Below are 23,298 nucleotides of genomic sequence, written 5' to 3' on the forward strand. Positions count from 1 at the left end.
CCTTTGCCTGATACACCGGCTAGACGCATCAGCCGCGCGGTTTGTTCACGACCGATATCGATTCCGTCACGATGAAGTGAAGCGTCCTGGGTTTAGTTCCTACCTCAGCTAAGGAAGGATTGAACTATGCCTAGAAAGTATTCCGTCGAGTTCAAGGAGAAGGCGGTCCATCAGATCATCGAAATGGTCCGCCTGGAGTCTTGCTCACTGCAACGCGCCTACACGGAGGTCGGTGAGCTGCTTGGAGTATCTCACCACACGTTGCGGGCCTGGTACCGTGACAGCGCCTCAGTACGCGATAATTCTGACGCTTCAGGCGGCGAAACAATGGAAGAAGAACTCAGGCGTCTGCGCCGCGAAAACCGCGAACTGAAACGAGCAAACGGGATTCTTAAAACTGCTTCGGCTTTTTTCGCAGCGGAACTCGACCGACCCACGACCAAATGATCTCCTACATCGACGCGTACAAAGATCAATTTGGGGTCGAGGCCATCTGCCGAGTCCTTAAACAAGCAGATCGTGGATTCATTACTTCACGCGGCTACCGCAAAGCCACCACACGTGTTCCCAGCGCAAGAGCCTTAAGCGATAGCCTGCTCATCCCAGAGATACAGCGTGTGCATGCGGAGAATTTCTCGGTCTACGGCATCCGCAAAATGTGGCACGCGATGAACCGCGAAGGCTTTCATATTGGTCGCGACAAGACCGCACGTCTGATGAAACTTGCAGGTGTTTCTGGCCGCAGACGTGGGCGAACCCCAATAACAACGGTAAGCCCGAAGACACCGGATCATCGCCCGGACCTAGTGCGCCGAAACTTCCGTGCGCAGGCACCAGGCAGGCTTTGGGTTGCCGACATTACCTACGTTCGCACCCTGTCAGGATTCGCCTACACCGCGTTTGTCGTGGATGTCTTCAGCCGAAAAATTGTTGGTGTTGCTACACGCTCGACAATGCGCACCGATGCGCTGCCCATGGAGGCATTGGAACATGCGTTAACGACTGCAGGACGAATCCATGGAAACCAACTAATTCACCACAGCGATCGGGGCAGCCAGTATGTGTCACTGAAGTATTCCACCGCGCTAGCTGAGTCAGGAATCCGCCCGAGTGTGGGAACAATCGGCGATTCTTACGACAATGCACTAGCCGAAACAGTCAACGGTCTCTACAAGGCGGAACTGATTCATGCCCAGGGCCCGTGGACGTCGGTCGGAGAAGTCGAACTGGCCACCTTGCGGTGGGTGCATTGGTGGAACACTAAGCGACTTCACGAAGCATTGGACTACGCCACCCCACAGGAAGTAGAAACCGAGTACTATCTCACCCAGCCCATCAACACAGGGCCGTAAAAGAAGCGGAACTCAACCCAGGACGCTTCACCGGCGGTGATTGGCACATCAATACCGGAAATGGTTACCAGGGCGGCCTGCAGTTCAACCCGCAGACCTGGGCCGCCAATGGCGGCACCCAGTACGCCCCAACCGCTGACCAGGCAACCCGCGAGCAGCAGATTGCCGTGGCCGAAAGCGTCCTAGCCACCCAGGGTGCTAGCGCTTGGCCTAACTGCGGCGGCCCCGTCGCCGGCTAGTTTTAGCCTCGGCATTTAACACGAAACCGGCCTCCTCCCCTTCCCGCTAAACCCCGCGGAGTAAGGGAGGAGGCCGGTTTTGTGCTTGACCTAGCTGGCTAGCATGCAGCCAAGGCGGCTTTAGGCCTCATGCTTGGCGATATTCCAGGCATACATCATCAACAACACCTGCAGCGGCTGGCGGATGATGTGGTAGAGCTTCTTTGGCCACCCTGCCTTGCGCTCGATCCAGGCGTGGTACATATTGGCTGGCCACACCGCTGCAAAGAGCGCGAGTGCGGAGGCACCTCCGAAGCCGCGGGTGGCGCGGCGGCGAAGCAAGGCACCGGTGGCAATCTCCCACAGGCCCGAAGCAAAGTTATAGAACCGCGCAGGACCTGGCAGTTGCGGCGGGACAACGGATTCGTAAATCTTCGGCTTCACAAAGTGCAGTACGCCCGTTGCTAAAAGCACCGTGGAAAGCCCATTCTTTTGAAAGTTCATACCTTCCACGGTACCACGCCGCAGGCCCGTGCGAGGACAATTAGCCGCGCACGAGCTCGAGGATCTTGTCCACGATGTCCTCGGCCGGAACCTCGAGGGTCTCTCCCCCGCGGATGCGCAGTTCAATCTTGCCGTCCTTGAAGGCACGGCCCAAGATAGCCACGAAGGGCATGCCAAGGAGCTCTGCATCCTTGAACTTCACGCCCGGGGAGACCTTTGGGCGGTCATCGAAGAGCACCTCGAGCCCCTTGGCAGATAGCTCTTCTACCAGCTTGTCGCCGGCCTCCATGGCTGCTGCATCCTTGTTGGCAACGGCTACGTGTACCTGGTAAGGAGCGACGGCAACCGGCCAGTTGAGGCCCTTGTCGTCGTGGCGCTGCTCGGCCAAGACGGCCAGCATGCGGGTAATACCAATGCCATAGGACCCCATGGTAGGAACCGCACGCTTGCCGTTTTCGTCCAAAATCTGGACATCGAAGGCCTCGGTGTACTTGCGGCCCAGCTGGAAGATATGACCGAGCTCAATGCCGCGCTCCAAGGTCAAGGTGCCTTGGTTATTAGGAGCCAGGTCGCCTTCTTTAACCTCTGCAGCCTCAATGAACTCATCCACGGTGAAATCGCGGCCGGCTACGCAGCCAACCACGTGGCGCTCGCTCGCATCGGCGCCGGTAATCCACGCCGTACCCTTGACCACGCGCGGATCGGCCAAGACCTTGATGCCATTGGCGTTCAAAGCGCGCGGGCCCACATAGCCCTTGACCAAGAAGTCATTGTCTGCAAAGTCCTTGTCCCCGGCCAACTCAAACTCCACCGGCTCGAGTGCAGCCTCAAGGCGCTTCTCATCCAGCTCGCGGTCGCCAGGGATGAGAACGGCTGCCAGCTCGGACTCGCGCTCTTCGCTCTCCACGGCCGGGTGGTAGAGCTTGACCATCATGCACTTGAGGGTATCTGCAGCGGTGGCCTCGCGGCCGTCGACAGTAATGCCTGCGCCTTGGGCCCATTCGACCAGCTTCTCAATGGTCTCTGCTCCCGGGGTGTCATGCTCCTGTGCCTCTGGCTGGCCCTCAATATCCTTCTCCGCCGGTGCTGGGGTTACCACGGCCTCGACGTTGGCTGCGTAGTCGCCCTCGGTGGAGCGCACAAAGGTATCCTCGCCCACCTCAGAGACGGCGAGGAATTCCTCGGAGGCAGAGCCTCCCATGGCACCAGAGGTGGCCTTACAGATGGCGTAATCGATCTCTAGGCGGTTAAAGATATTCTGATACGCCTTGCGGTGGCGGCCGTAGGACTCGTCCAGGCCCTCATCGGTCATGTCGAAGGAGTAGGAATCCTTCATCGTGAATTCGCGGCCACGCAGCACACCAGCGCGGGGGCGCTCCTCATCGCGGTACTTGGTCTGAATCTGATACAGCGTGACCGGAAAATCCTTATAAGAGGAATACATATCCTTGACCGCGCTGGCAAACATCTCCTCGTGGGTAGGTCCAAGCAGCATATCTGCGTTCTTGCGGTCCTTCAGGCGGAAGAGGTTATCGCCGTATTCCACCCAGCGGTTGGTCTTTTCATAAGGCTCGCGCGGCAGCAGGGCAGGAAATAGCATTTCCTGGCCGCCAATGGCGTCCATTTCCTGACGGACTACATCTTCAATCTTGCGCAGGGTGCGCAGCCCTAACGGCAGCCAGGTATAAACGCCCTGAAGTGTCCCGGGTTTTGTTCCTAGGCATTTGCCTTGATTTCCATTATTTCTTGGGCCGGGTTGGTTTCCCAAAACTCTGACTCAACCTCAGCTGGCGTGCGATAGCCGAGACTTTGGTGAAGCCGTACCTCGTTCCACCAATTAACCCATTCAAACGTCGCGATCTCCACGTCAACCACGCTGTCCCACGACCGCCGATGAATCAGCTCATTTTTGTAGGAACCGTTGACGTTTTCGGCCAAAGCATTGTCATAGGAATCTCCTACTGTCCCGGTAGAGGCAGCAATTCCATACTCAGCCAGCCGTTCGTTGTAGACAATGCTGACGTACTGTGAGCCATGATCTGAATGATGAATCAGCCCCGTTGTTTCCTTCGCGCTGACAATCGCCTGATTAAGCGCCTGCAGCGGCAGCGCCTCGGTACGCATTGAATCAGATAGTGCCCACCCGACGATCCTTCGGGAGAACACGTCGGTAACAAAAGCGGTGTACACGAATCCTTTTCTAGTGCGCACATAAGTAATATCGGCCACCCACAATCGGGCCGGTGCCGGGGCGTTGAACTTGCGATTAACTAAATCAGGACGCAGATCTGGTCCCTTCGGCTTGCGGGTAGTAATAGGAGACTTACCTTTACCTTTGCCTCTGACTCCAGCAAGACGCATCAGGCGTGCGGTCTGCTCACGGCCAATGTCGATTCCTTCACGGCGCAGAGTATGCCACATCTTACGGATGCCGTAGACGCTAAAATTTTCTTCATGGACCTCGGCGATGTGCGCGACTAGAGCAGCGTCACGAAGACTGCGGGCACTCATACCACGGGCTTTTGATTGGCGGTATCCACGGGACGTGATGAAACCGCCAACACGGTGGGTGTTTAACGTCTCGCAAATGAACTCGATGGAGAAACGATCCCGATACTCATCGATGAACCGGATCATTTCCGACGTTTTGGGTCGAGTTCCGACGCGAAAAAAGCCGAGGCAGCCTTCAGTAGCTCATTGGTGTCGCGTAGCTCTTGATTTTCACGGCGTAGCCTCGCGTTTTCCGCGGCCAAGTCTTCAGGCACAGGTTCTGGGATGCTTCCCGCACGACGGGCCTGCTGGGTCCACTGACGAGCCGTGTGCCATGAAACCCCCAACTTTGGAGCTACTGCCTTGCACGCGGCTTGCATCGACATATTTTCCGCCAAGATACGGTCCTCTACAAGACGGACCACACGGTCCTTCGCATCCTGGTCAAATTTTCTTGGCATATTCCAGATTTTCCCATCTACTCAGACGGAACAAAACCTGGGACACTTCAATACGCAGTCGTCAGGCCTGCCGTATGGCGCAACATATGTCCCGCCATATGCCTCAACATATGCTTTAGCATATGTTTAATTACATATAGTTCTACCTGCATTTATATAGTCCTACCGAGAAATAAGAATCACTCCGCGAGAGGGATACGAGCGTTCTCCACTACGCGCATAAAGTAGAAAAGCAGGTCCCTGAGGGCGCTTTTAGGATTGGAGGAGATTTCTTCGAAAACGGGAAAACTTCCCGCGCGGTTGGTTTTATTTTGAATAATGGCGCTATGGACATGGACAAGGTACAGAAGATAAAAATCGGAGTTTTGCTCGCCTTGGCGGTTGCCTCTTTAGTACTCCTCGTTTTGTGGCTGACTGATGTAATAGGGCTCGGCTTAGCGGTTGTTCTCGTTATTGTTCTGACTGCTGCTTCTGTGGGAGTGCGTGTGCGGGCAGAAAACGCAGGGCGCAAGCCGGAGTAAGCGAGATACCGCAGTGGTAGTAGATGCGCCCCCTTTTTTCTTCTACAACTACCACAAGACGCGGGGCATGGGCGCGGCTCCTTCACCGGTACCGCCTACCCGCACCGGCCCGCGTGACATATCTCGCCATATGGCGGGACGTATGTTTAGGCATATGTTATAGCGTATGTTCCGCCATAGGGCCTAACCCTGACGTGTCCACTGTCCGGGGGTTAGGCCCGCGTTCACAACGTCGCGGGAAGTACGCGCCCGAACCATCGATAGGCTCGAGACGAATGCTAGTAGAGCACGGCAGTCATCGGGGAGTTGTTAATTATGGCTGTCTTGGCTTCTAACTCAGCATGTGAAGGGGAAACCTCGATAGGGGAGCTCTTACATCTAATTTTCGTATCATGGAAAATACGATAACTAAATCCAACCGTAACCGTCCCACCATCCCTCACTAACGCTTTGTTTCTTCCCCAGTGACAATTGCTTACGATCCCATCGCACTCAACACGCGGGAACGTAAAAATCTTGTGGAACCACCAGCTCACCCAAGTTGGTTTGAAAACCGTGCGGATTTCGCGGCAGTCCACAAAGTTCTCTACGTTTTTATCGTCTTTCAACTCTAGGTACCCTTTCTCAACAGGAATGGTCGAAGCACTCACATCAGCTACACTGACCAAAGCAGCATAGCTAACCCCCGATGTGTCCACTGTCCGGGGTCAGGCCCGTGGTTGTTGTGGGGTGTTTTGGTGGCAACCAAATCTATTGATTTGGGCGGCAGCCCAACGAGCCGCAAGGCGAGGCGGGAGCAAGAACCGCACCCCGTAGTGAACGGTTTGTTGGTTGATCGACTGAGGATATAGATCTACAGGGATATAGTTATAAGCCACCTGGGAAAATAGATAAACCCGCAGGTGAACCCCTGTGGATAACTAGCTCTGTATGCGTAAATCTGCGCACGCGTGAGGGTAAATATGCGCAGCCCGACCAGCAAGAGGGAAAGCACCCCGAGGGGTGCTGCCTTTGTTTGTCTTGTTTGGGGTTAGTCGTTGAGAACGATCGAGACTGGAGGGCCGTAGAGCGATGCTTGACGTAGGTCGATCGTGGAGTAAAACTCGTATTCCTTGTTCAGCGTGGCGTCTGCGAGGTTGCCTCTTACTGCGGCGTCCTGCTCCCCGCTATAGCGTGCCAAGATGAACCCGGTTGCGCATGCCCAGGCTTCGGCGCGAGTCCTGAAGCATGGAGTGGTGAAGTACTCCTCATTGGTGGTGGGGTTGAAAATAACTGCTGTCGTCACAGTGATCCTTTCTCTCGGTGTGACTCTTTTAGTGTATGAGCGCTGTGTGCATACCCCGGTGGGCTGAGGAGCATAGGTGACTACGAAAAGGGACTGCTCTCTTTTGCGCGTGCGCGCCCTAACGTTTTGAGCGCGCTCTGTTGCTCATACTGGTCAGACAATGCGCCGGCGCATTGCCTGACACAAGCGACCTGCTATCTGGTCACCGGTGTTCATACTCTCTGACCATGGCCTATGGTCGCTGGCGCGCCTAGTTTCATGGTACAAAGCCCTAGGCGACTGTCCTCAGGGCTACAAGCCTTGCAGCGCGCCTCGGCTGCCTATGCATGAGAACGAAACTCCTGGAGCGTCCAGGAAAGACGCACTCCGGAGCGTTCCTCGCCGAGACAGACCCGTACAGTGTCATTAGTTCGCCGGTGGTTTGCCCCAGTCAGGGCGCTTGGTTAGGTGCCACGACCCGCACGAGGGCATTCGTAGATCCGCAGCGGCCCTGCCCGTCGCGACCGTTTCAGTGCTACATGCACGGCGTCATCATAGTGCTCGTGTTCGCGTTTACCAGTTTCGGAGCACAGTACGCGTTCGACTGGCGGCTTCTTCGACCTCCTCCGATGGTGCTTCATCACACAATGATTCTAAACTTCAGGTGTAACTGGCTCCTGTAGGTGACTGATGATGGTGGCAGCAACTACGAGCGCTGCGGCACCGAAGACTCCACCGGCGACCGCGACGGCTGTGTGGAAGCCTGTGAGGAACGCTCCACTGGCGACCATTCCGCCGAGGACTGCGACGCCGACGACGCTGCCGGTCTGGCGGGCGGCATTGATGACTCCTCCTGCGATGCCGACATGTTCCGGCGGGGCCGAGTCCACCGCGGCCGAGGTCGCGGCCGGCATCGCGAAGGCCATCCCGAATCCAGCCGTGAAGGTCAACACCGCGACCACCACGTAAGGGGTTTCTGCGGTGAGCAGCACGAGGCTGCTGAAGCCGATCGTGCCGACTACCAGGCCGGTGAGCATGGTGGGGAACGCGCCCCACCGGGCGACGGCACGGCCGCCCAGCGGTGACGCGACCACGGCGCTGCACGCCTGTGGTGCCAGCGCGAGGCCTGCCAGCCACGGCTCGTATCCCAGGTACTGCTGGAAGAAGAGGGAGAGCACGAAGAGTTGTCCGAAGAAGCTGATGTTGAGCGCGAGCCCTACCATTGCGGCCACGGAGAACCGGGCACGAGTGAACAAGGCCATCGGCAGCATCGGGTCCGGGTGTCGTCGCTCTGCGATGATGAACAGGGCGAGGAAGACGCCCCCGGCGATCAGCACGGCTACCTGCCAGGGTGACCATCCGTGTTCGCCTGCGGTGATGACTGCATAGGTTACTGCCACCAGCGTGAGCATGGAGAGCACCTGTCCGGGTAGGTCCACCCGTCTCGCGCGACTGCCCGTGAGCGCGGGAATTGCCCACAAGGTGAGCAGACAGCCGATAGCGACGATGGGGAGGTTGACCCAGAACACCGCCCGCCACCCGATCGTCGACACCAGCGCTCCGCCCAGGACCGGTCCGATCGCGGCGGCAACACCTCCTGCGCCGCCCCACAGCCCGATGGCGCGTGCTCGTTCCTTCGGATCGTCGTACACAGCCGACAGCAATGCCAGAGAGCCCGGCACGATTGCTGCCGCGCCCACGCCCTGGACGGCGCGACCAGCGACGAGGAACCCGCCTGTGGGAGCCAGGGCGCACACGGCCGAGAGCACAGCAAAGACCACCAGGCCAGCGAGGTAGACCCTGCGGGCCCCGAGACGGTCGCATGCGGCCCCAGCTGTGAGAAGGAACGCGGCGAACACGAGGGTGTAAGCGTCGACGACCCACTGCAGTGAGCCCACCGTCGTGTCGAGGTCAGTGCCGATCTCGGCGAGGGCGACATTGACGATGGTCGTATCGAGCATGACGATGAAGAAACCGAGGAGGGTCGCGACCAGCGCCGTGCGCCGATGCGCGGTCATACGCGAGACTCCAGCGAAGCCTCGGCGGGCGGGTGGCCGAAGTAGGTGCGCTTGCTCAGGTCTTGATCCCAGGTCCGGTAGGACCGGTCCAGCAGTGTCGGCAGCACCAGATCGAACAGGCGCCAGGACGCGGCGAAGTGCATGTCCCGGATCTCCCTGGCCGTCTCTCCCCCGGTGAGCGCGAGGAGTTGCTGGGCGACGAGGGGGCCCTCGTCGAGCCAACCCAGGTTGCGGTCAACGCGTTCCCAGTAGAAGTCCTCATCGTAGTGCCCGCGTAGCCGTTGGCGGTCCCCGTTCATCGCGATCGCTCCCTTCGTCTCCTGATGCAATGAATCTGGTGAGTTCAGACTATGCCTGCGATTGTTCGGTCGTCACCGAACAGTTCCGGGTGCATACTGGAGGCATGGTTGCGCGCGTGTTTCCTGAAGCGGTCCCGGATATCTCGACAGTCGCGTCGGCTCTGGCTGACTCGTCGCGGGCGGCCATGTGTGCTGCGCTCATGGACGGGCGGGCCTGGACGGTTGGTGAACTGGGCAGGTACGCGGGCCTGGCCCGGTCGACGGCGAGCGAGCATGTTGACGTGCTCGTCACCCACGGTCTCGTCCACGACATTCGGCAGGGCCGGCACCGCTACATTCGCCTGGCCGGGGAAGACATCGCACGAGTGGTCGAGAGTCTTGGCGTGGTCGCCCGCTCGCCCCTGCCCACTCCTCACAGCCTCAGCGCGTCACGGGCGAATGCGAACCTACGTGAAGGCCGCACCTGTTATCAGCACCTCGCCGGTAAGCTCGGGGTGCGCCTGGCTGAACAACTAGAAGAGCACGAGTTCATCGACTCGCACTGTCAGGTCACTAATCAAGGTCATCGCTTGTTCATACAGTGGGGTGTGCCCCCGAAGATGCTCGACACGGGCAGGTCGTGCATGGACTCCACCGAACGCCGCTTCCACCTCGCCGGCCCTCTCGGCACGGGAATCTGCAAGACTCTGCTGGATAAGGAATGGCTTTCCCGCAGGGGTCGTACTCGGGCCGTGCGTCTCACTCCCGCCGGGCGGGCAGCGCTCAACGACGCGGGGATCTCCCTCAATTGCCCGACAGCCGTCCCTGAGGGCTGAAGTCGTTCTTTGGCACCGACGTGACCTTTCGGACGATCGAAAGCCGGTCGGAACAGCACCAGAGAGAGCATAAAAGAAGCGTAGCGGTTAACCGCTACGCTGTGTGTGGGAGTCTTTTAGCTTTTTTACAGTGCATGTGTTCGAGTTAGTGGTTCGTTTCTTTCCTCGGGTGGCTGCGACGGTATTCCTCGACCAAATGAGCAATACCTGGCACAGCCTGGGATAGCATCCAGGTCATAAGCGCTATAAGGATGCCTATGGTGATAAGGGTTAGCACCAACCATCCCAGTGTCGGGCCGATGCCGTTAGCCTCCTGGACGTGGCTCCACAGAGCACCCATGCCTTCAGGTATGCCGAGCATACTTAGCAGCCCTTTCCCCAAGGCGCCGACAGCAACGAGTGCAATAGTAACGAAGAGAACACTGGCTGCAATCCACGAGGCAGACATGCAGGCCTTAATGAAGTGAGTGTTTGATTTTGCCATGTCCTCGTTATACTGCTTGCGCTCTGCGCGTATCTCCTCCAGCAGCTTTTCGTTGGATTCCTTCTCCTGGAGCAAGGCGCTGCGGGCCTTCTTAGAGGCTTCTGCTGCCTTGTGCAGGCTTTCTGACTCTTTCGACATTGCCTCAGAGACCGCTACTGCTACCAGTGGCTCCAGGTCAGTAGTCAGGCTGGCCGTCATCTGGTTGTTGAGGCTCTGGGCTACTGCTTGGCTGGAAGCCCGGTCGAGCTGGATGGGGCTTTGTGCTGCCCTGATTACCTCCCGTTGCAGCTTTACGAGCTGCGACATCTGCTGATTTAGCTCGAGTAGAGTTCCCTTGACCCCGTCCATGCCGCTGGGCAGTGCCTCGATATTCCTTATCAGGCCGGTGATCATCTGTTGCACTCCCATCATCGTTACCTGGAAGTGACTGCTGCTCACGTAGTTCTTGTTCTCGGCGAGCTTGCCCCTTACGCTTCCTAATTCGGTCTCCACTTTCGCTAATCGCGTTGAGAAGTCGCTGGGCAGACTGTTGATAATCTCCCCCGCGTTCTCCGGCAGACTCTTCAGTTTCTCCTGCGTCGCCTTGATAGCCCTCTCCGCCTTGTCCAGGCGCGGGCTGACGATCTTCAAGACGCTTTCCGCCTTGCCCTTGGCTGCTGCCTGGGCCATCTGTTTCATCTCGGTCACTGAGACCATAATTAAATCCCTCCTGGGAGTAGTAGTTATCCTCTTCCTCCTCGTCATCGAGAAGGCTGGAGCCGTATTTCGCCTCCAGGTCATCGTCAATTGCATCAGCTTGGAGTTCCACCTCCTGTCGCGCAACGAGAGCTGCCTGAGCTTCGTTAACGCGCTCGGTCACACCCTCTAGCGAATAGCTGCGGCCTAATTTCGAGCCGGCCTTAGCTGCTTTACGCTTTCGGGTACGCCCGGCCTTAGTGGTGTTCGTAAAATAGGCCTCCTCTCCGTCGTCATCGACCAGGGCCACGGTTAACGACTCGCCCTCGGTCTTTGAGTTAGGCTGCCCTTTCAGGGACAGGTTGTAGTCGCCAGCAACCTCTAGCGCCTTGACCAGCGGGTCCTCAGCATCGGCTACTCGTTCATCAGCACACAGCGCGTCTATGCGCTTGCGAGCGAAATCAGCCCAGGTGATTGCTGTTAATTCATCCACGCCCAGGCCCGTCGAGTCGGTGGACTGGCCCTCTTTGCGTGCCCTGCGCTCGGCAGGAAGTAGCGATATTTCCGGCTTTATCGGCTTGCTTCCATTGCCTCCCTGCCGGCCTCCCGGCTTGCCCAGGACACGCATCCCCAACTCGCGCATCAACTCATCGTTGACGTTGCGCAACTTAAACCAGTTACGCATGTCCCTCGGCGCAGCCTTCTTTGTCTGCGGGTCGTGATTGGCAAAGACGATGTGGTTGTGGACGCAGCCGCTTTTACTGTCGGTGTGCGTGGCAACGGTAAACGGAACTCCCGTGCCTTTAGTCAGCCGCATCGCCAGCTCTGAACCGGCTGCATTAGCCCGAGCTACATCAGCCGGGTCATCCTTATCCAGCTCGTCTTTCGCCCACGACTGGATATAAATAATTGCTTGGTCAGTGCGCTGAGCCGGAGCATAACGCTCCATCTCGTCCACACTGGCCTCCATGAAGTCCACTCCAGACCAGCGGCCAGATGTCGCCGACGGCGAGAACGATTCAGCATTAGGTTGAACCGTGCATAAAGCATCAGCTCGCACCCGACCCTTGCGGGCATTGTCTGCCGTTCCGTAGACGGCATACACCGTCGCCGCGCGGAGGTTCTGACTGTAGCTAATCTTGATTGTGGACAAAGTCTTTCACCTCCTGGCGGAGAGAATCGACTTTATCAGCGATGCCTTCTACCAACTCGGACACCGATTCAGTCCCGTCGATATTGGCGCGCCGAGCCAGCTGGTTCAGATTGATGCCAATCCGACGCAGCTGCTCGTTCATCTCGTCCCACCGGCGCAGCGTCTCCGGGGCCAAACGCTTCTGCGTTAGCACGCTCTCCTCCTCTGCGAGGACATAGAGAGCTTCCCGGAACACGACTGCTTTTTGCACACCTGCGAACCGTGCGACCTCCTCGACAAATTTGTCCAAATCCTTGTCGAGGCGCACGGTTGTCCGCGAATATGTCGAGAACTTGTCTCGCATATCCACCTCCTACATTCCATACTTACTGTGGCAGGGTGGCCCCGACTGCTGACGCAGCCAGGGCCACAGTCTGTTAGTGAGGGTCACGCTTCTCCGGTGTCGGCCCCCTGAATCTGCTGCGCATCTTCAGGCGTACTCGCCACCGTCAAAGACGGCCCTCCCTAACAGGCGGCCAGCAAGCCACTCGGGCACCTCCGGTGCCTCGTGGCGCTGGCGAGGGAGATTCTCTCCCTCGACCCTCTGGCCCTACGCTCACTGACCGTAGTAGTCAGTTTGCTCCGGGCCTGCGGGGGATTCCTCCAGCTCTGGGGAGCCTTCGGAATCTGCCTCAGAGGCTTCGTCAGCCTCTTCGTATTCCCCGCCGTGGGAGTCCTCAGAACCCTCCGACTCCTCCGACTCTGTAGAGTCATCGGAGCCTTCATCGGCTTCTTCGTCCTCCGACTCCTCCGGCTCGGTAGAGCCTTCGGAATCGACTTCGGAGCCTTTATCAGCTCCTTCGTCCTCCCCGCGATGAGCGCCCTCGTCCTCCTCGGACGCTTCGCGGGAGGGGGCCACCTGTGCGCCGCATTCCACGAGCAGTTCCCAGACAGAACGGTCGAGAAATGCGGCCCATTTGCTCGACGGTTCATAAACGCAGGCGGCGAGAACTTTGCCTAACCTACGCTCAATTTCCTCGAACTCCGCAGCCAATTCGGCTTCCTCTCGCTTCTGCTTCTCCAGGCGAGCTTCAAACTTTTTTATCGCAGAAGCGGTCTGAGACTTCGTAATCATAGTTCTGGTTCCCATCCTTTATCTGTGTCGTTTTCTTCTGGTTCATTCTGGAAAAGAGGGGCAAATCGCGGGTCTTTAACCGTGACGTTACGGGGCTTGCGCTCGGGCTGGCCCGGGGGATTGCCGTTGGGCTTGCCCTGCATTTTCCTGTCGCGTTCGTCAAGCTCTCGTGACAGCTGGTCTATTTCGGCATCGACCTTTTTCCTCTCCTCCCTAAGCTGCTCCAGGGACACGCCCTCTGCGGGAGCGTGTTGGGCAAGATCCTCGAGAATCTCCTGGACGCGATTAGAACGACGAATGATGTCGGCGCAGTCTAGGCCGACTAAACCTGCGATAAGACCTTTTGCAGATTCCTCGGCTTCGTAGCGTTCCTTCGACCCGCCGCGAGGTGTCCGGGGTGGCTGCGGTGATTGTGGCTCCATGGCCAACTCCTTTCTTTAGGTTGCGGTATTTCGGTGCCATCGGGCACTTGGGTTAAGCGCCCGATGGTTCAAGGCTTCCCCGGGGTACTGTGTTTCCTGCGTTGTTAACGTCTCTGTGACGATAAAAGTGCCTAGGGGAGGGCTGCGAGAGAGCTGCATGCAAACCGCCTACTTACACTCAGACCAGTTGTCGCCAGGGCCAGCTGAATCCGAGAGCACAGGGACAGAGACCCCACCAGAGGAAGGCAGCTCGACAGCCTTAAAGGCGGCTACCACACACTCCTTAATCCCCTCAGCACGCTCGCGTGGCACCGAGAGAATAATCTCGTCATGGACGAAAATGCGTACCATCTCCAGGACTTCCCTCGGGAGATTGAGAACGCCCTCCAGGAATACGTCTCGGGCCGTGCCTTGACCGTATGCAGCCGGTGCTTGGGTATAAGCCCTATCTCGTGCGACAGCTACACGGCGACCGAAGCCGGTGGAAACCCAGCCACGAGTCTCGGCGCTTTTACGCAGAGACTCTTTGAAGGACTCCAGCTCCGGGAACTCACGATGCAGGCGATCAAGCTGAGACCGAGCCTCAACAACAGAGATGCCAGCATGGTCGGCAAACGACTTTGGCCCCATGCCGTAGTTTGCCGCATGGCCGAGAGCTTTAGCCTCAGACCTGCGGGACTTATCGCCAAATACACGGACAGCCATCTCTGTATGTGCGTCACGACCAAGCGCGAATAGCTCTGAGTAGCGCTCGTCACCGCTGCCAGCAGCCATGCACCTAGCATCAATCTGGCTCAAATCCACGCTGATAAGAACCTCGTCAGCACTATCCGAGAGGATCATCTCGCGTTGACGGATAAGCCTTTTATCACGAGAACCGAAAACCGTCATACCTGGATCTTTGGTGCTCAAGCGTCCAGTGTTCTGACTGGACTTAATAGACGGGTACACACGGTCACCGTGCAGATACTTTTTAATCGTCGCAGCAGGCGTCGAGGCTTGCAGCAGTGTTTGCATCCTGGTCGCCAGCTCGACTACCTCGGGGGTGCCTGCATGTTGCTTAGCAAGCTCCTGCATCGCCTTACCGCTAATCGAGATTCCACCTTTCTTTGTACGCGGCACTTCGGCACCGAATCGGCCAAAGTAGTCTGCAATAGCCTGCTTGCCATCTACCGAAGCCCATGGCGACGTACCTTCGTCGGGCATACCGACAGTGTCTACTAGCCACTGTCGGATATTGCTTTTCGTCTGTTCTTCCTCCGCGAAAAAAGCCTCGACCTTACCGGTGTCTACACGGATACCTTTCGCTTCCACGACGGATAGAGCGTACGTCTTTTCGTGCTCACGCTGGAGATATTCCTCGCTCACTGCGTCGATGGTCTCAGGCAGAAGCTTGCTGTATACGGCAGTGTTCGCCCGCACGTCCTGGAGCGCGTACTTGACATAGTCAGGGTGATCGGTGGGTATCTTGTCGAAGCCACCAAACTGCTCCGCCTGCGCGTCAAGTACTGTTTTCCCATCTTTGAGCAACTTTCCACCAACGCTGTAACGCGACGCGACAGCATTGAGGTCGTACTTTAAGTTCTTAGCACCACCTGCAGCCAGCCGCGCCATGACGAGAGTGTCATGCACACGGTTAGACTTCACCAGAGCCTCAACATCGAGACCATAAAGACGCTGTAGCGCAGCCAGGTCGTATTGGACGATGTTGTGGCCTACGACCACGCCTGCACGCTCGATTAGAGGTAGCAGCTCACCTGCAATATCGGTTGTAGCTACAGGTTCTGCACCATTGATGGAGTAAGTAGCCAGCCGGACAAAGCCAGGGTCATCCGTCACGTGCAGGTCATCGGCACTGCCGGTCTCCAAGTCGAATACCAGCGTGTCAACACTATCTGTATCCGAAGGCTCAGGTGTTGCAGGCGTAGAAGGCTCTGGCGGCACACTGTTATCGGGACCAGCACCAGGGCCGGGGCCACCACCCCAGTCATCCTCGCACACCACATGAAAAAGCTTCGTGTGGTGCTTTACACCAGCGCTTTCAAGACAGTATCCACCAATCCACGCGCCTTGCAGACGGGAGTAGACACGCCCGAGGCGGCGTGCTGAGACCTCGTCCAAAGAAACCAGACCCTCAGGCAGAGGGACATAGTCGCGGGAGTCAGCGATCTTGCATTCTGCGTCGAAGGCGCGAAAATCGTCGCCCTCCATTGCTTCATAGAGCCACGCTAGGTGCTCAGCGTTTTCCTGCTCAGAAGCGTTATACCGTGCTCGGATCTCCTCCAAGTCTGTCGTGAGATCGGCATACCCGACGTGCTCCAAGGTGCCACCGACCACGTGATACCAGCCCTCGAAAGAGCCGAACGGGCCGGCCACATTAGGCGATGGCCTGCCAGCCACAGCCCATGCACGGATTAGTGTCAGTGCCGCTGCCAGCAGTTCACGCCGGTGAGCACGCACATATCGGCGCAGGTGAGGATGCCGGAAACCGCTGCGAGATTCAGGCCTGGAGCACTTCGGGTCGAGAAGAATAGGAACGACACGGCGGGCCAGGTCGCCGTCAACAGCGATATTATTTCCGGCTGCGTACACGCACAGGTTGTTTTGTACCGAAATCATGCGCGACTCACCAAGGATGCGGTCGGTATAAGACTCGGCTGTCAGCAGGGCAGATAGAGCTTTACTATCCACACCGACGCTACATTCGTCGAGGAAAAGTGTTGCAGCACCAGCAAAAAGCTTCGACGCAATTACCTTCCGCATCTCTGTCTCAGTACCAGGCAAGTCCTGCACCGCAGCAGTCTCGCCTGTTGCGATCAGATGGAAAACATCTGTGAGCAGACCTTTTCCAGAGGATCGGCGCACGGCAGAAATCACGTGCATGGGTGCTGTAGTAAGCATCGGGCGCGCCAAGGGAGTTAGCAGAGCACCGAGAGCACGGGTGCGATCAGCAGGAGTTACCCACGGAAAATCGTAGAGAACATTCTCAAGCAGCACCTTTGCATTCTCCACGTCCTGATCACTTGGTTTATCTGGCACAGAGATACCGGTAAGGGAATCGTCGAGGTCTACATAGACACCCGTGCCCTTGTGGTAACCCGAGCGCGTGATAATTTCGCCAGTCTCTGTAACCAGCGGCGACCGCGTCACGCTGTGCAGCGGCGGCAGACTATCGGTATAGAAAGGAGTGAAAATCACGTCGATATCTTTGTCCATCGGTGCCACGACAGTGGTGGAATCGTCAGTTTCACGCACCAAATCGAAAGCAGCAGCAGCCAGACGCCGCCCCGTTGCACGGTCTACCGGCACCAGGACAGCCTGGCCATCACGCCGAGAAATCATTACAGGACGAGAATCCTGGCGAAACAGTGTCACACCTGCATGTTTACTCTCAATTGCCTCCCAAGCTCGATCCCATAGCGTTTCAGGCGGCAAGTCGGTATGAAGCTTCGGACGCGAGTCGTTGCGAGTCTCGTCAGTGTTGCTGCGCTGCTTCTTGCTAGCACGCTTCGGCATCTTGCTGGCAGGCTTAGCCTGCGCCTGGCGAATCCACAGCTCAAGCATCTCCGAGCGCTCGCCATCGTCCACAGTGGCAAGGACATCATCTAACCCTTGCGACCCGTGGCCTGGCATACGCACGAAACGGACAGGGGATGCACCCCACGCCTTACAGTGTTCACCAAGGCCTTGCGCACCGTCGTAGACAGCACGGTTAGAGCCAGCATCAGCATCAGGGATGATGTAGACAGACTGCCCTTTAAGACGGGCAAAAGCAGGGTTAGGCCCGTCCTCGCCACCCATCCATGTCTGAATACCAGGGATGCAGTACACAGCAGTCGTGTCATCAGTCCAGGTCATCGCAGCAAGAGCCTGCTTCGTACCCTCGACCACCAGCACGCGACGTGTGGCACTCGTAATCGGTCGCCGCTCGATAAACGACGGCGAGATATTCGACCCTTCTTTCTTCGGGCAGATGTATTTACGGGGTCGCCCCTCCTCGTCCACCAAAGAACCAGGTTGTGGCTTTACTTGCCACGTCACACCGCGCCCGGCCTCAACCATTGGATAGACCAAAGCCGGAAGGGTGTCGTTTCTATCTGCAATCCAGCGCAACGGCTCAGGCAGCTCGTCACGGGTGGAGGCAGTATAGACACCAGTTGCAGCGATTGTTTCATCGCTAATAGCAGAGGCATGAAGCTCAGCTAGATGGTCTGAATTAAGGTCAATGTCTGGACTTATGACAGTCGAGGCAGTAGAATCAGAGTTGTTCAGATTATGAGAGGCGCTCTCCGGGGCGCTTTTCTTATGTGTCACGCCGCTGCACCCCCAGACAGAACAGTTGTAAGGCGGCAACGTTGCTCCTCACTTAAAGCAGGCGCAACAGCTACAATGGCATCGACGAAATCCTCGACAGTCGCCGGGCGGTGACATGCCGCTAAGTAAGCATCGAGATCGGCGCGGCTTACTCGGTACGTGCCGCCGATAAGATGTGCTCCCAGCTCGCCACGCTTAATCCTGTCGCGCAGAACGTCAGCGCTGCCGAGACCCATGTCGGTGAGGTCAGCGAGGGTATAAAACGAAAGACGGGGGTTGACCGCAGGAGCGGTAACAGAGGAAGACAAAGCGTACTCCAGACAGCATTAATCGCTATCCGGAGAGGGGTGCGTTCCCGGCTTATATCTGGGCGGTCTGAGAGCACCGTGCGCAGCTTCGCTTTACGGGAGCGCTAACTCCCTACCCAACCTCTGTCCCCAGCCTGGCTTGCCGTTCCAGGACTTACGCGGATGTATCTTTTATCGTCGGAGAAACGGCATGCTCGTGCCGTCGGGGCTACCCATTTTAAGCATTGTTCTCGGGGTTATCCCTGCCGACTCCCTCGCATAACGGAAAATCGACACTGATGACAAGTATAGGGAGCAACCCGCCAGCCGTCAAGAAAAAAGAGCACTTTTTCGGCACAGGTCGCCGCCGTTAGGTACGGGACATGTAGGGGTTGGCGCGGCCTAGGTACCGTCCGAGATTGCTCCGGTGCTATCAGTCTTACTGCGTGCTTTTTGGTGGGGGTTATGGGGCTTATGGGGCTTGGATTTCGGCCCTCTATGCAAAACATGAAAAAATGGAAGCTTAGGTACACAAAACCTTTTAAATTTTCCTATTTTCTAGCGCAGGGTTAAAAGTAGGCCCCCTAACCCCCACCTGCTGCTGTACCGTGCTGCTGTGCTGCCGTGCTGCTGTGTATGGAAATGCTATATAGTACCCACAACCCACATTCATTTAAATCTGAGCTCCTGCGCACCCTGGTCACCGCGCTTGCCGCCACGCATAGCCCGGATGAACTCAACCTGGTGTTGGTGGACTTCAAGGGTGGTGCAACGTTTTTAGGCTGTGATCGCCTGCCGCATACCTCCGCGGTCATTACCAACCTTGAAGAGGAATCCACCCTGGTAGAGCGCATGTATGACGCCATTTCCGGGGAGATGAACCGCCGCCAAGAACTCCTGCGCACCGCGGGAAACTTTGCCAATGTAGGCGAGTACAACGCCTCTGCGGATGCCGTGCGGGACTACGGACCCTTGCCGGCGCTGATCATCGTCGTGGACGAATTTTCCGAGCTCTTGGGCCAGCACCCGGACTTCGCCGAGCTCTTCGTTGCCGTGGGGCGCTTGGGGCGCAGCCTCCACGTGCACCTGCTTTTGGCCTCCCAAAGGCTGGAGGAAGGGCGCTTGCGGGGACTGGACTCCCACTTGTCCTACAGAATCGGTCTTAAAACCTTTTCCTCTGCCGAATCCCGCCAGGTCCTTGGCGTGACCGATGCCTACCACCTTCCCGGCCAACCCGGCGCCGGCTACCTGAAATCCGATGCCGAGGATCTCACCCGGTTTCAGGCCTCCTACGTATCAGGGCCGCTCGCGCGCCGGGCTGCGACTAGCACGGGGATGCACGCGGCCACGGGCCAGGACGGCAACCCCGCGGGCCCGCCGCGCCGGGTGGAGCTTTTTACAGGCTGGGCGCAGGACGATGCCGCTGCACAGAATTCGCCCACGGTGGTGATGGACGAATCTACATCGATGCTTACCGAGGTGGTTCGCGCCGCCGGCGAGGAAGCCGCCGCGCGTGGCCAGGAGGCCCACCGCATCTGGCTGCCTCCGCTGCCGCCGGTTATTGAACTATCGTCCCTCGATAGGGAGGGCGCGGAGTCCACCGCAGCGGAACTGTCCGCGCCGATTGGGATTATCGATAGGCCTTACTACCAGCGCCAAGACCAATTAGTCATCGACTTTCACCAACACGGCGGCCACCTTGCACTGTGCGGGGGACCGCAATCCGGCAAGTCGGGCGCGCTGCGCACGATAGTCTCGTCCCTGGCGCTCAACCGGCGGCCGGAAGATATTCGCTTTTATGTCATCGACTTGGGCGGTGGGCAGCTAGCCGCCCTGGACCGGCTACCGCACGTTGCCGGGGTAGCCGGGCGCGAAGAAGGCGAAAAGATCCGCCGCATCGTCGATGAGGTTGCCGGGTTTATCCGCCGGCCGGAATCGCGCGAGACCTTCTTGATTATCGACGGCTGGCACCACATCGGCCCGTCCAATGCGGAGTTTGAGGATTTAGCTGAATCCATTACGGATATCGTTGCTGATGGCGCCTCCGCCAATGTCCACGTCGTCATCGCGACCTCCCGGTGGACCACGATGCGTCCGGCGATTAGGGACCTTATCGCTCACCGCCTTGAGCTGCGCTTGGGTGAGGCACTCGATTCGCTTATTGACCGCAAGCTGCAGCAAAAACTGCCCAGCGCCCCGGGCAGGGGGCTGACGCAGGCCGGTGAAAATATGCTGCTCGCGCATACCTCGAATCAAGATATCGCCCATATCTGCCGCGTGCATGCTAAGGCTGTTCCCGCCCCGCAGTTGAAGATGCTGCCCGCGGTTCTAACCCCAGAGGCGCTCGCCGCCCATGGCGAAGCCCCCACTGGTGGCATCCCGTGGGGCATCGGCGGGCGCGATCTTTCCACCTTGGCGTGGAATCCGGAGTGCGAACCGCACCTGGTTGCCATCGGCGCCCAGGGCTGTGGCAAGTCCAACTTCTTGGCGCAGGTCATGCGTGGGGTTAGCGGCCTTCCGCGGGAGGAGGCGCGGCTGGTGGTCATCGATCAGCGCCGTGCTCACCTGGGAACGCTGGATCAAGACATGGTGGCGGCCTATGCTGCGACGCAATCCAGTGCGCAGGAGGAAATCGTCAATACCGTTCGCACGCTGGAACAACGCTTGCCGGGGCCAGATATCACCCCAAAGCAGCTCGCCGCCCGCGATTGGTGGGAGGGCCCAGATATCTATGTGGTGATCGATGATGCGGACTTGGTCAGCGATATCGCCCTCGCACCCTTGATCGATCTTCTGCCGCACGCGCGGGACATCGGCTTGCACATGGTCATCGCCCGAAAATCCGGCGGCATCGGCCGGGCACTGTTCGGCCAATTCTTTTCCGCAGTGCGCGACCTGCAACCCGCATTCCTGCTTTTCGATGCCGACCGCGACGAAGGCACCATCTTCGGGCTAAAGCCCAGCCACCAGCCGCCCGGGCGCGGGCAGTGGAGCATCCGCGGCGAAAACCTGGGAATCGCCCAGGTGGTTTACGGGGAAGGAGAAGAGTAAATGTCTACAGAAACACCTCTCTTCGCACCAACGGCAACGATTACGGTGACCGTTATGGATGCGGCCACCATCTTTGAAGGCCCGGAAACCGTGTACCGCTACGATCTTGCCGGGACCGGCATCGTAGAAGGCAAGTCCTTAGGCCACGTCATGGACCAGATCGCGAAAATCGCTGGATCCGCCTGGCCGGACGTGGACGTATCCGTCATCGCGGATCCCTCTGGCACCGCCATCTCCCGGGAAGCCGTCACCATTGTGAAGCGTCAGCTCGATGTAGCCGGCGCCCGCCTGCGGCAGCAGGACGTACCGCACGCACCGGAATCAACGCCAGCACGGGGTACTGAATCGGGTGCGGGCACCCCAGAATCCGCGCCCACCGCCCAAATGGATATTCCCATGGAACGCCCGGAAGCGGTTCCGGAAACAGGGGCCGAACCCAGAGCCGGAGCCGCAACTGGAACTGGCGCGCGAGCAGGCAAGGGGCAGGAAACAGGCACGCGGTGGGGCGATAAGCTGCGCGGCTGGATAGGTGCCATCGACATGTTCCACGTCGCAATCGTCGTGGTGATCCTTGCCGTCATCGGTGCCTCGTGGTGGGCTATGGGTGCGAATGCGTCTAATGATGAGGACGAAGGCGAGGCCGGAACCATCGCTGGAGGTACCACCACTGCAAGCGGCACCGAATCCGTGCCGACGGACGAATCTGGTGGTGGCAGCGAGGACAACGCGGACGCGCCTGGCGACGCGGGTGGCGATGGCGGGCTCAACCCTGGCGAAAAACGCCTCGATATTGAAGGGCTCTCCGTTGTCCTTCCCACCGGTTTTCAAGCCACCGTGGAGGAAGGACTGGTGACCGCCACAGGAGAAGACCCTGATTTACGGATCCTCTTAGCGGCGGACTCGCTTTTTAACGTGCCAGCTAGGGCGCTCTTTGAAGAAATCAAAGCGCAGGTTGATAAGGATCCGGAACTGCGCGATGTATCCGAGGACGCAGGGCGTCTGCACTATGTAGAAGACCCCGGCGATGGCTCCGTAGTGGAATGGACCATCTGGGAAGATACCGGGCATCACATGTCGGTGGGGTGTCATACCCGCCATAACGCCAATGCCGTGCAAAAAGCAGCGTGCCGGATGGCCACCGAATCCCTGAGCAAGAAATAAACAGAAAAGTTTTTAACATCCCGGGAACCATATAGGTCTGAGCGCAGTCCAATAACGGTGAGAAAGCACAGAAGCTTTTTCGGGGGAAATCACACTCAACATCTCTTCCCGCCCTAAGGAGGGGCGCACTGTTATGTCTCAGACTTTTAAGACACAAGCCGATGTCATGGTCTCCACCGCCGGCCGCGTCGATAACACCAATGACGAAGTCCAAGGCGAGCTCACCCGCCTGCAGGGTGTAGTGGATTCTGTCCGCGGCAGCTGGGCCGGCCAGGCGCAGGTTTCATTCGATAACTTGATGCAGCGCTACAACACCTCCGCGCAGCAACTGCGCGAGGCATTGACGTCGATTTCTGAAAACATCCGCAGCAATGCCCACAACTTTGACAACGTCGAAGCCGAAAACACCCAGGCCTTCTCCAATGTTGGCGGCGGCCTCGCCCTGTAACCCAGCCACCTCCACCAGCAACTTCGAAAGGAACCATTTTCCGCATGTCCGAGATCAAGTACCAATTCGGCGCCATCTCTACTGCCGCAGCTGATATCAACGCTACCTCCGGCCGCATCAACAGCACCTTGGCCGACCTCAAATCCCGCCTCCAACCCATGGTGAGCACCTGGACCTGACCCCCAGATGGTGGACACCTTGAAACCAGCATCTCGCTGGGGAAGTGAGGTACCTTTCCACCATGCCA

General features: G+C 58.2%; 17 protein-coding genes and 4 pseudogenes. 8 read left to right on the plus strand and 13 right to left on the minus strand.

Going from position 1 to position 23,298, the window contains the following annotated elements; genetic code table 11:
• The first annotated feature begins 126 nt into the window (after window positions 1-126).
• Window positions 127-1,352, plus strand: a protein-coding gene (locus tag ABRP86_RS10755; protein WP_100619247.1) for an IS3 family transposase whose coding sequence is annotated in 2 segments (ribosomal slippage) — window positions 127-406 and window positions 406-1,352 — 1,227 coding nt in all. Because the reading frame shifts where the segments join, the coding sequence is not laid out codon by codon here.
• Window positions 1,353-1,381: 29 nt separating this feature from the next.
• Window positions 1,382-1,591: pseudogene (locus tag ABRP86_RS10760) on the plus strand (transglycosylase family protein); the annotation flags it as partial.
• Between the two features lie 120 nt (window positions 1,592-1,711).
• On the opposite strand, the gene ABRP86_RS10765 reads toward ABRP86_RS10760, so the two are convergent.
• The 3 genes and pseudogenes from ABRP86_RS10765 to ABRP86_RS10775 form a co-directional block, all read right to left on the minus strand.
• Window positions 1,712-2,074, minus strand: coding sequence for a DoxX family protein (locus tag ABRP86_RS10765; protein WP_023025233.1), 363 nt, complete (start codon window positions 2,072-2,074; stop codon window positions 1,712-1,714).
• 40 nt (window positions 2,075-2,114) lie between these two features.
• Window positions 2,115-3,767 (minus strand): annotated as a pseudogene (locus tag ABRP86_RS10770) (proline--tRNA ligase); the annotation flags it as partial.
• 23 nt (window positions 3,768-3,790) lie between these two features.
• A protein-coding gene (locus ABRP86_RS10775; RefSeq protein ID WP_179387020.1) for an IS3 family transposase occupies window positions 3,791-5,025 on the minus strand; the annotation gives its coding sequence in 2 pieces (ribosomal slippage) (window positions 3,791-4,737 and window positions 4,737-5,025; 1,236 coding nt in all).
• 326 nt (window positions 5,026-5,351) lie between these two features.
• On the opposite strand from ABRP86_RS10775, the gene ABRP86_RS10780 reads away from it, so the two are divergent.
• A complete protein-coding gene (locus ABRP86_RS10780; RefSeq protein ID WP_232221025.1) occupies window positions 5,352-5,546 on the plus strand; it encodes a hypothetical protein in 195 nt (64 codons plus the stop codon).
• 1,030 nt (window positions 5,547-6,576) lie between these two features.
• On the opposite strand, the gene ABRP86_RS10785 is transcribed toward ABRP86_RS10780, so the two are convergent.
• The 3 genes from ABRP86_RS10785 to ABRP86_RS10795 form a co-directional block, all read right to left on the minus strand.
• Window positions 6,577-6,831, minus strand: coding sequence for a hypothetical protein (locus ABRP86_RS10785; RefSeq protein WP_239275682.1), 255 nt, complete (start codon window positions 6,829-6,831; stop codon window positions 6,577-6,579).
• A 632-nt stretch (window positions 6,832-7,463) separates the two neighbouring features.
• Window positions 7,464-8,828: an MFS transporter gene (locus ABRP86_RS10790; protein ID WP_284798095.1), complete on the minus strand. Its 1,365-nt coding sequence runs from the start codon at window positions 8,826-8,828 to the stop codon at window positions 7,464-7,466.
• A complete protein-coding gene (locus ABRP86_RS10795; protein WP_197712571.1) occupies window positions 8,825-9,127 on the minus strand; it encodes a hypothetical protein in 303 nt (100 codons plus the stop codon). The genes ABRP86_RS10790 and ABRP86_RS10795 overlap by 4 nt, the downstream gene beginning before the upstream one ends.
• 29 nt (window positions 9,128-9,156) lie before the next feature.
• Here ABRP86_RS10795 and ABRP86_RS10800 point away from each other — a divergent pair, with 29 nt between their 5' ends.
• Entirely contained in the window at window positions 9,157-9,942 is a 786-nt protein-coding gene (locus tag ABRP86_RS10800; RefSeq protein ID WP_200895294.1) for an ArsR/SmtB family transcription factor, read from the plus strand.
• Window positions 9,943-10,087: 145 nt separating this feature from the next.
• Here the strand turns inward: ABRP86_RS10800 and ABRP86_RS10805 are convergent, their stop codons facing one another.
• The 7 genes from ABRP86_RS10805 to ABRP86_RS11735 form a co-directional block, all read right to left on the minus strand.
• Complete coding sequence (locus ABRP86_RS10805) at window positions 10,088-10,624, minus strand: hypothetical protein (protein WP_236881326.1); 537 nt, start codon at window positions 10,622-10,624, stop codon at window positions 10,088-10,090.
• Entirely contained in the window at window positions 10,602-12,254 is a 1,653-nt protein-coding gene (locus ABRP86_RS10810) for a relaxase/mobilization nuclease domain-containing protein (protein ID WP_221923191.1), read from the minus strand. The genes ABRP86_RS10805 and ABRP86_RS10810 overlap by 23 nt, the downstream gene beginning before the upstream one ends.
• Window positions 12,235-12,447: a plasmid mobilization relaxosome protein MobC gene (gene mobC / locus ABRP86_RS10815; protein ID WP_284798100.1), complete on the minus strand. Its 213-nt coding sequence runs from the start codon at window positions 12,445-12,447 to the stop codon at window positions 12,235-12,237. Before mobC ends, ABRP86_RS10810 begins: the two co-directional genes overlap by 20 nt.
• A gap of 402 nt (window positions 12,448-12,849) precedes the next feature.
• Window positions 12,850-13,368 carry a hypothetical protein gene (locus ABRP86_RS10820; RefSeq protein WP_052723096.1) on the minus strand — a complete coding sequence of 173 codons (519 nt, stop codon included), beginning with the start codon at window positions 13,366-13,368 and terminating at the stop codon, window positions 12,850-12,852.
• The gene (locus tag ABRP86_RS10825) at window positions 13,365-13,790 is read right to left on the minus strand and encodes a hypothetical protein (RefSeq protein WP_046203532.1); all 426 of its coding nucleotides are present in this window, start codon (window positions 13,788-13,790) and stop codon (window positions 13,365-13,367) included. Before ABRP86_RS10825 ends, ABRP86_RS10820 begins: the two co-directional genes overlap by 4 nt.
• A 168-nt stretch (window positions 13,791-13,958) precedes the next feature.
• Window positions 13,959-18,104, minus strand: coding sequence for a DNA polymerase (locus ABRP86_RS10830; RefSeq protein ID WP_284798107.1), 4,146 nt, complete (start codon window positions 18,102-18,104; stop codon window positions 13,959-13,961).
• A complete protein-coding gene (locus ABRP86_RS11735; RefSeq protein WP_396127270.1) occupies window positions 18,101-18,340 on the minus strand; it encodes a helix-turn-helix domain-containing protein in 240 nt (79 codons plus the stop codon). The genes ABRP86_RS10830 and ABRP86_RS11735 overlap by 4 nt, the downstream gene beginning before the upstream one ends.
• Window positions 18,341-19,060: 720 nt before the next feature.
• Here ABRP86_RS11735 and eccCb point away from each other — a divergent pair.
• The 4 genes and pseudogenes from eccCb to ABRP86_RS10850 form a co-directional block, all read left to right on the plus strand.
• Window positions 19,061-21,442 (plus strand): annotated as a pseudogene (gene eccCb / locus ABRP86_RS10835) (type VII secretion protein EccCb); the annotation flags it as partial.
• The gene (locus ABRP86_RS10840; RefSeq protein ID WP_349864280.1) at window positions 21,443-22,603 is read left to right on the plus strand and encodes a type VII secretion-associated protein; all 1,161 of its coding nucleotides are present in this window, start codon (window positions 21,443-21,445) and stop codon (window positions 22,601-22,603) included.
• Window positions 22,604-22,736: 133 nt separating this feature from the next.
• A complete protein-coding gene (locus ABRP86_RS10845) occupies window positions 22,737-23,051 on the plus strand; it encodes a WXG100 family type VII secretion target (protein WP_005277114.1) in 315 nt (104 codons plus the stop codon).
• A 44-nt stretch (window positions 23,052-23,095) separates the two neighbouring features.
• Window positions 23,096-23,224: pseudogene (locus ABRP86_RS10850) on the plus strand (WXG100 family type VII secretion target); the annotation flags it as partial.
• Window positions 23,225-23,298: the final 74 nt, after the last annotated feature.

This window comes from Corynebacterium sp. KPL3927 (genome assembly GCF_040225835.1).
GTDB lineage: Bacteria > Actinomycetota > Actinomycetes > Mycobacteriales > Mycobacteriaceae > Corynebacterium.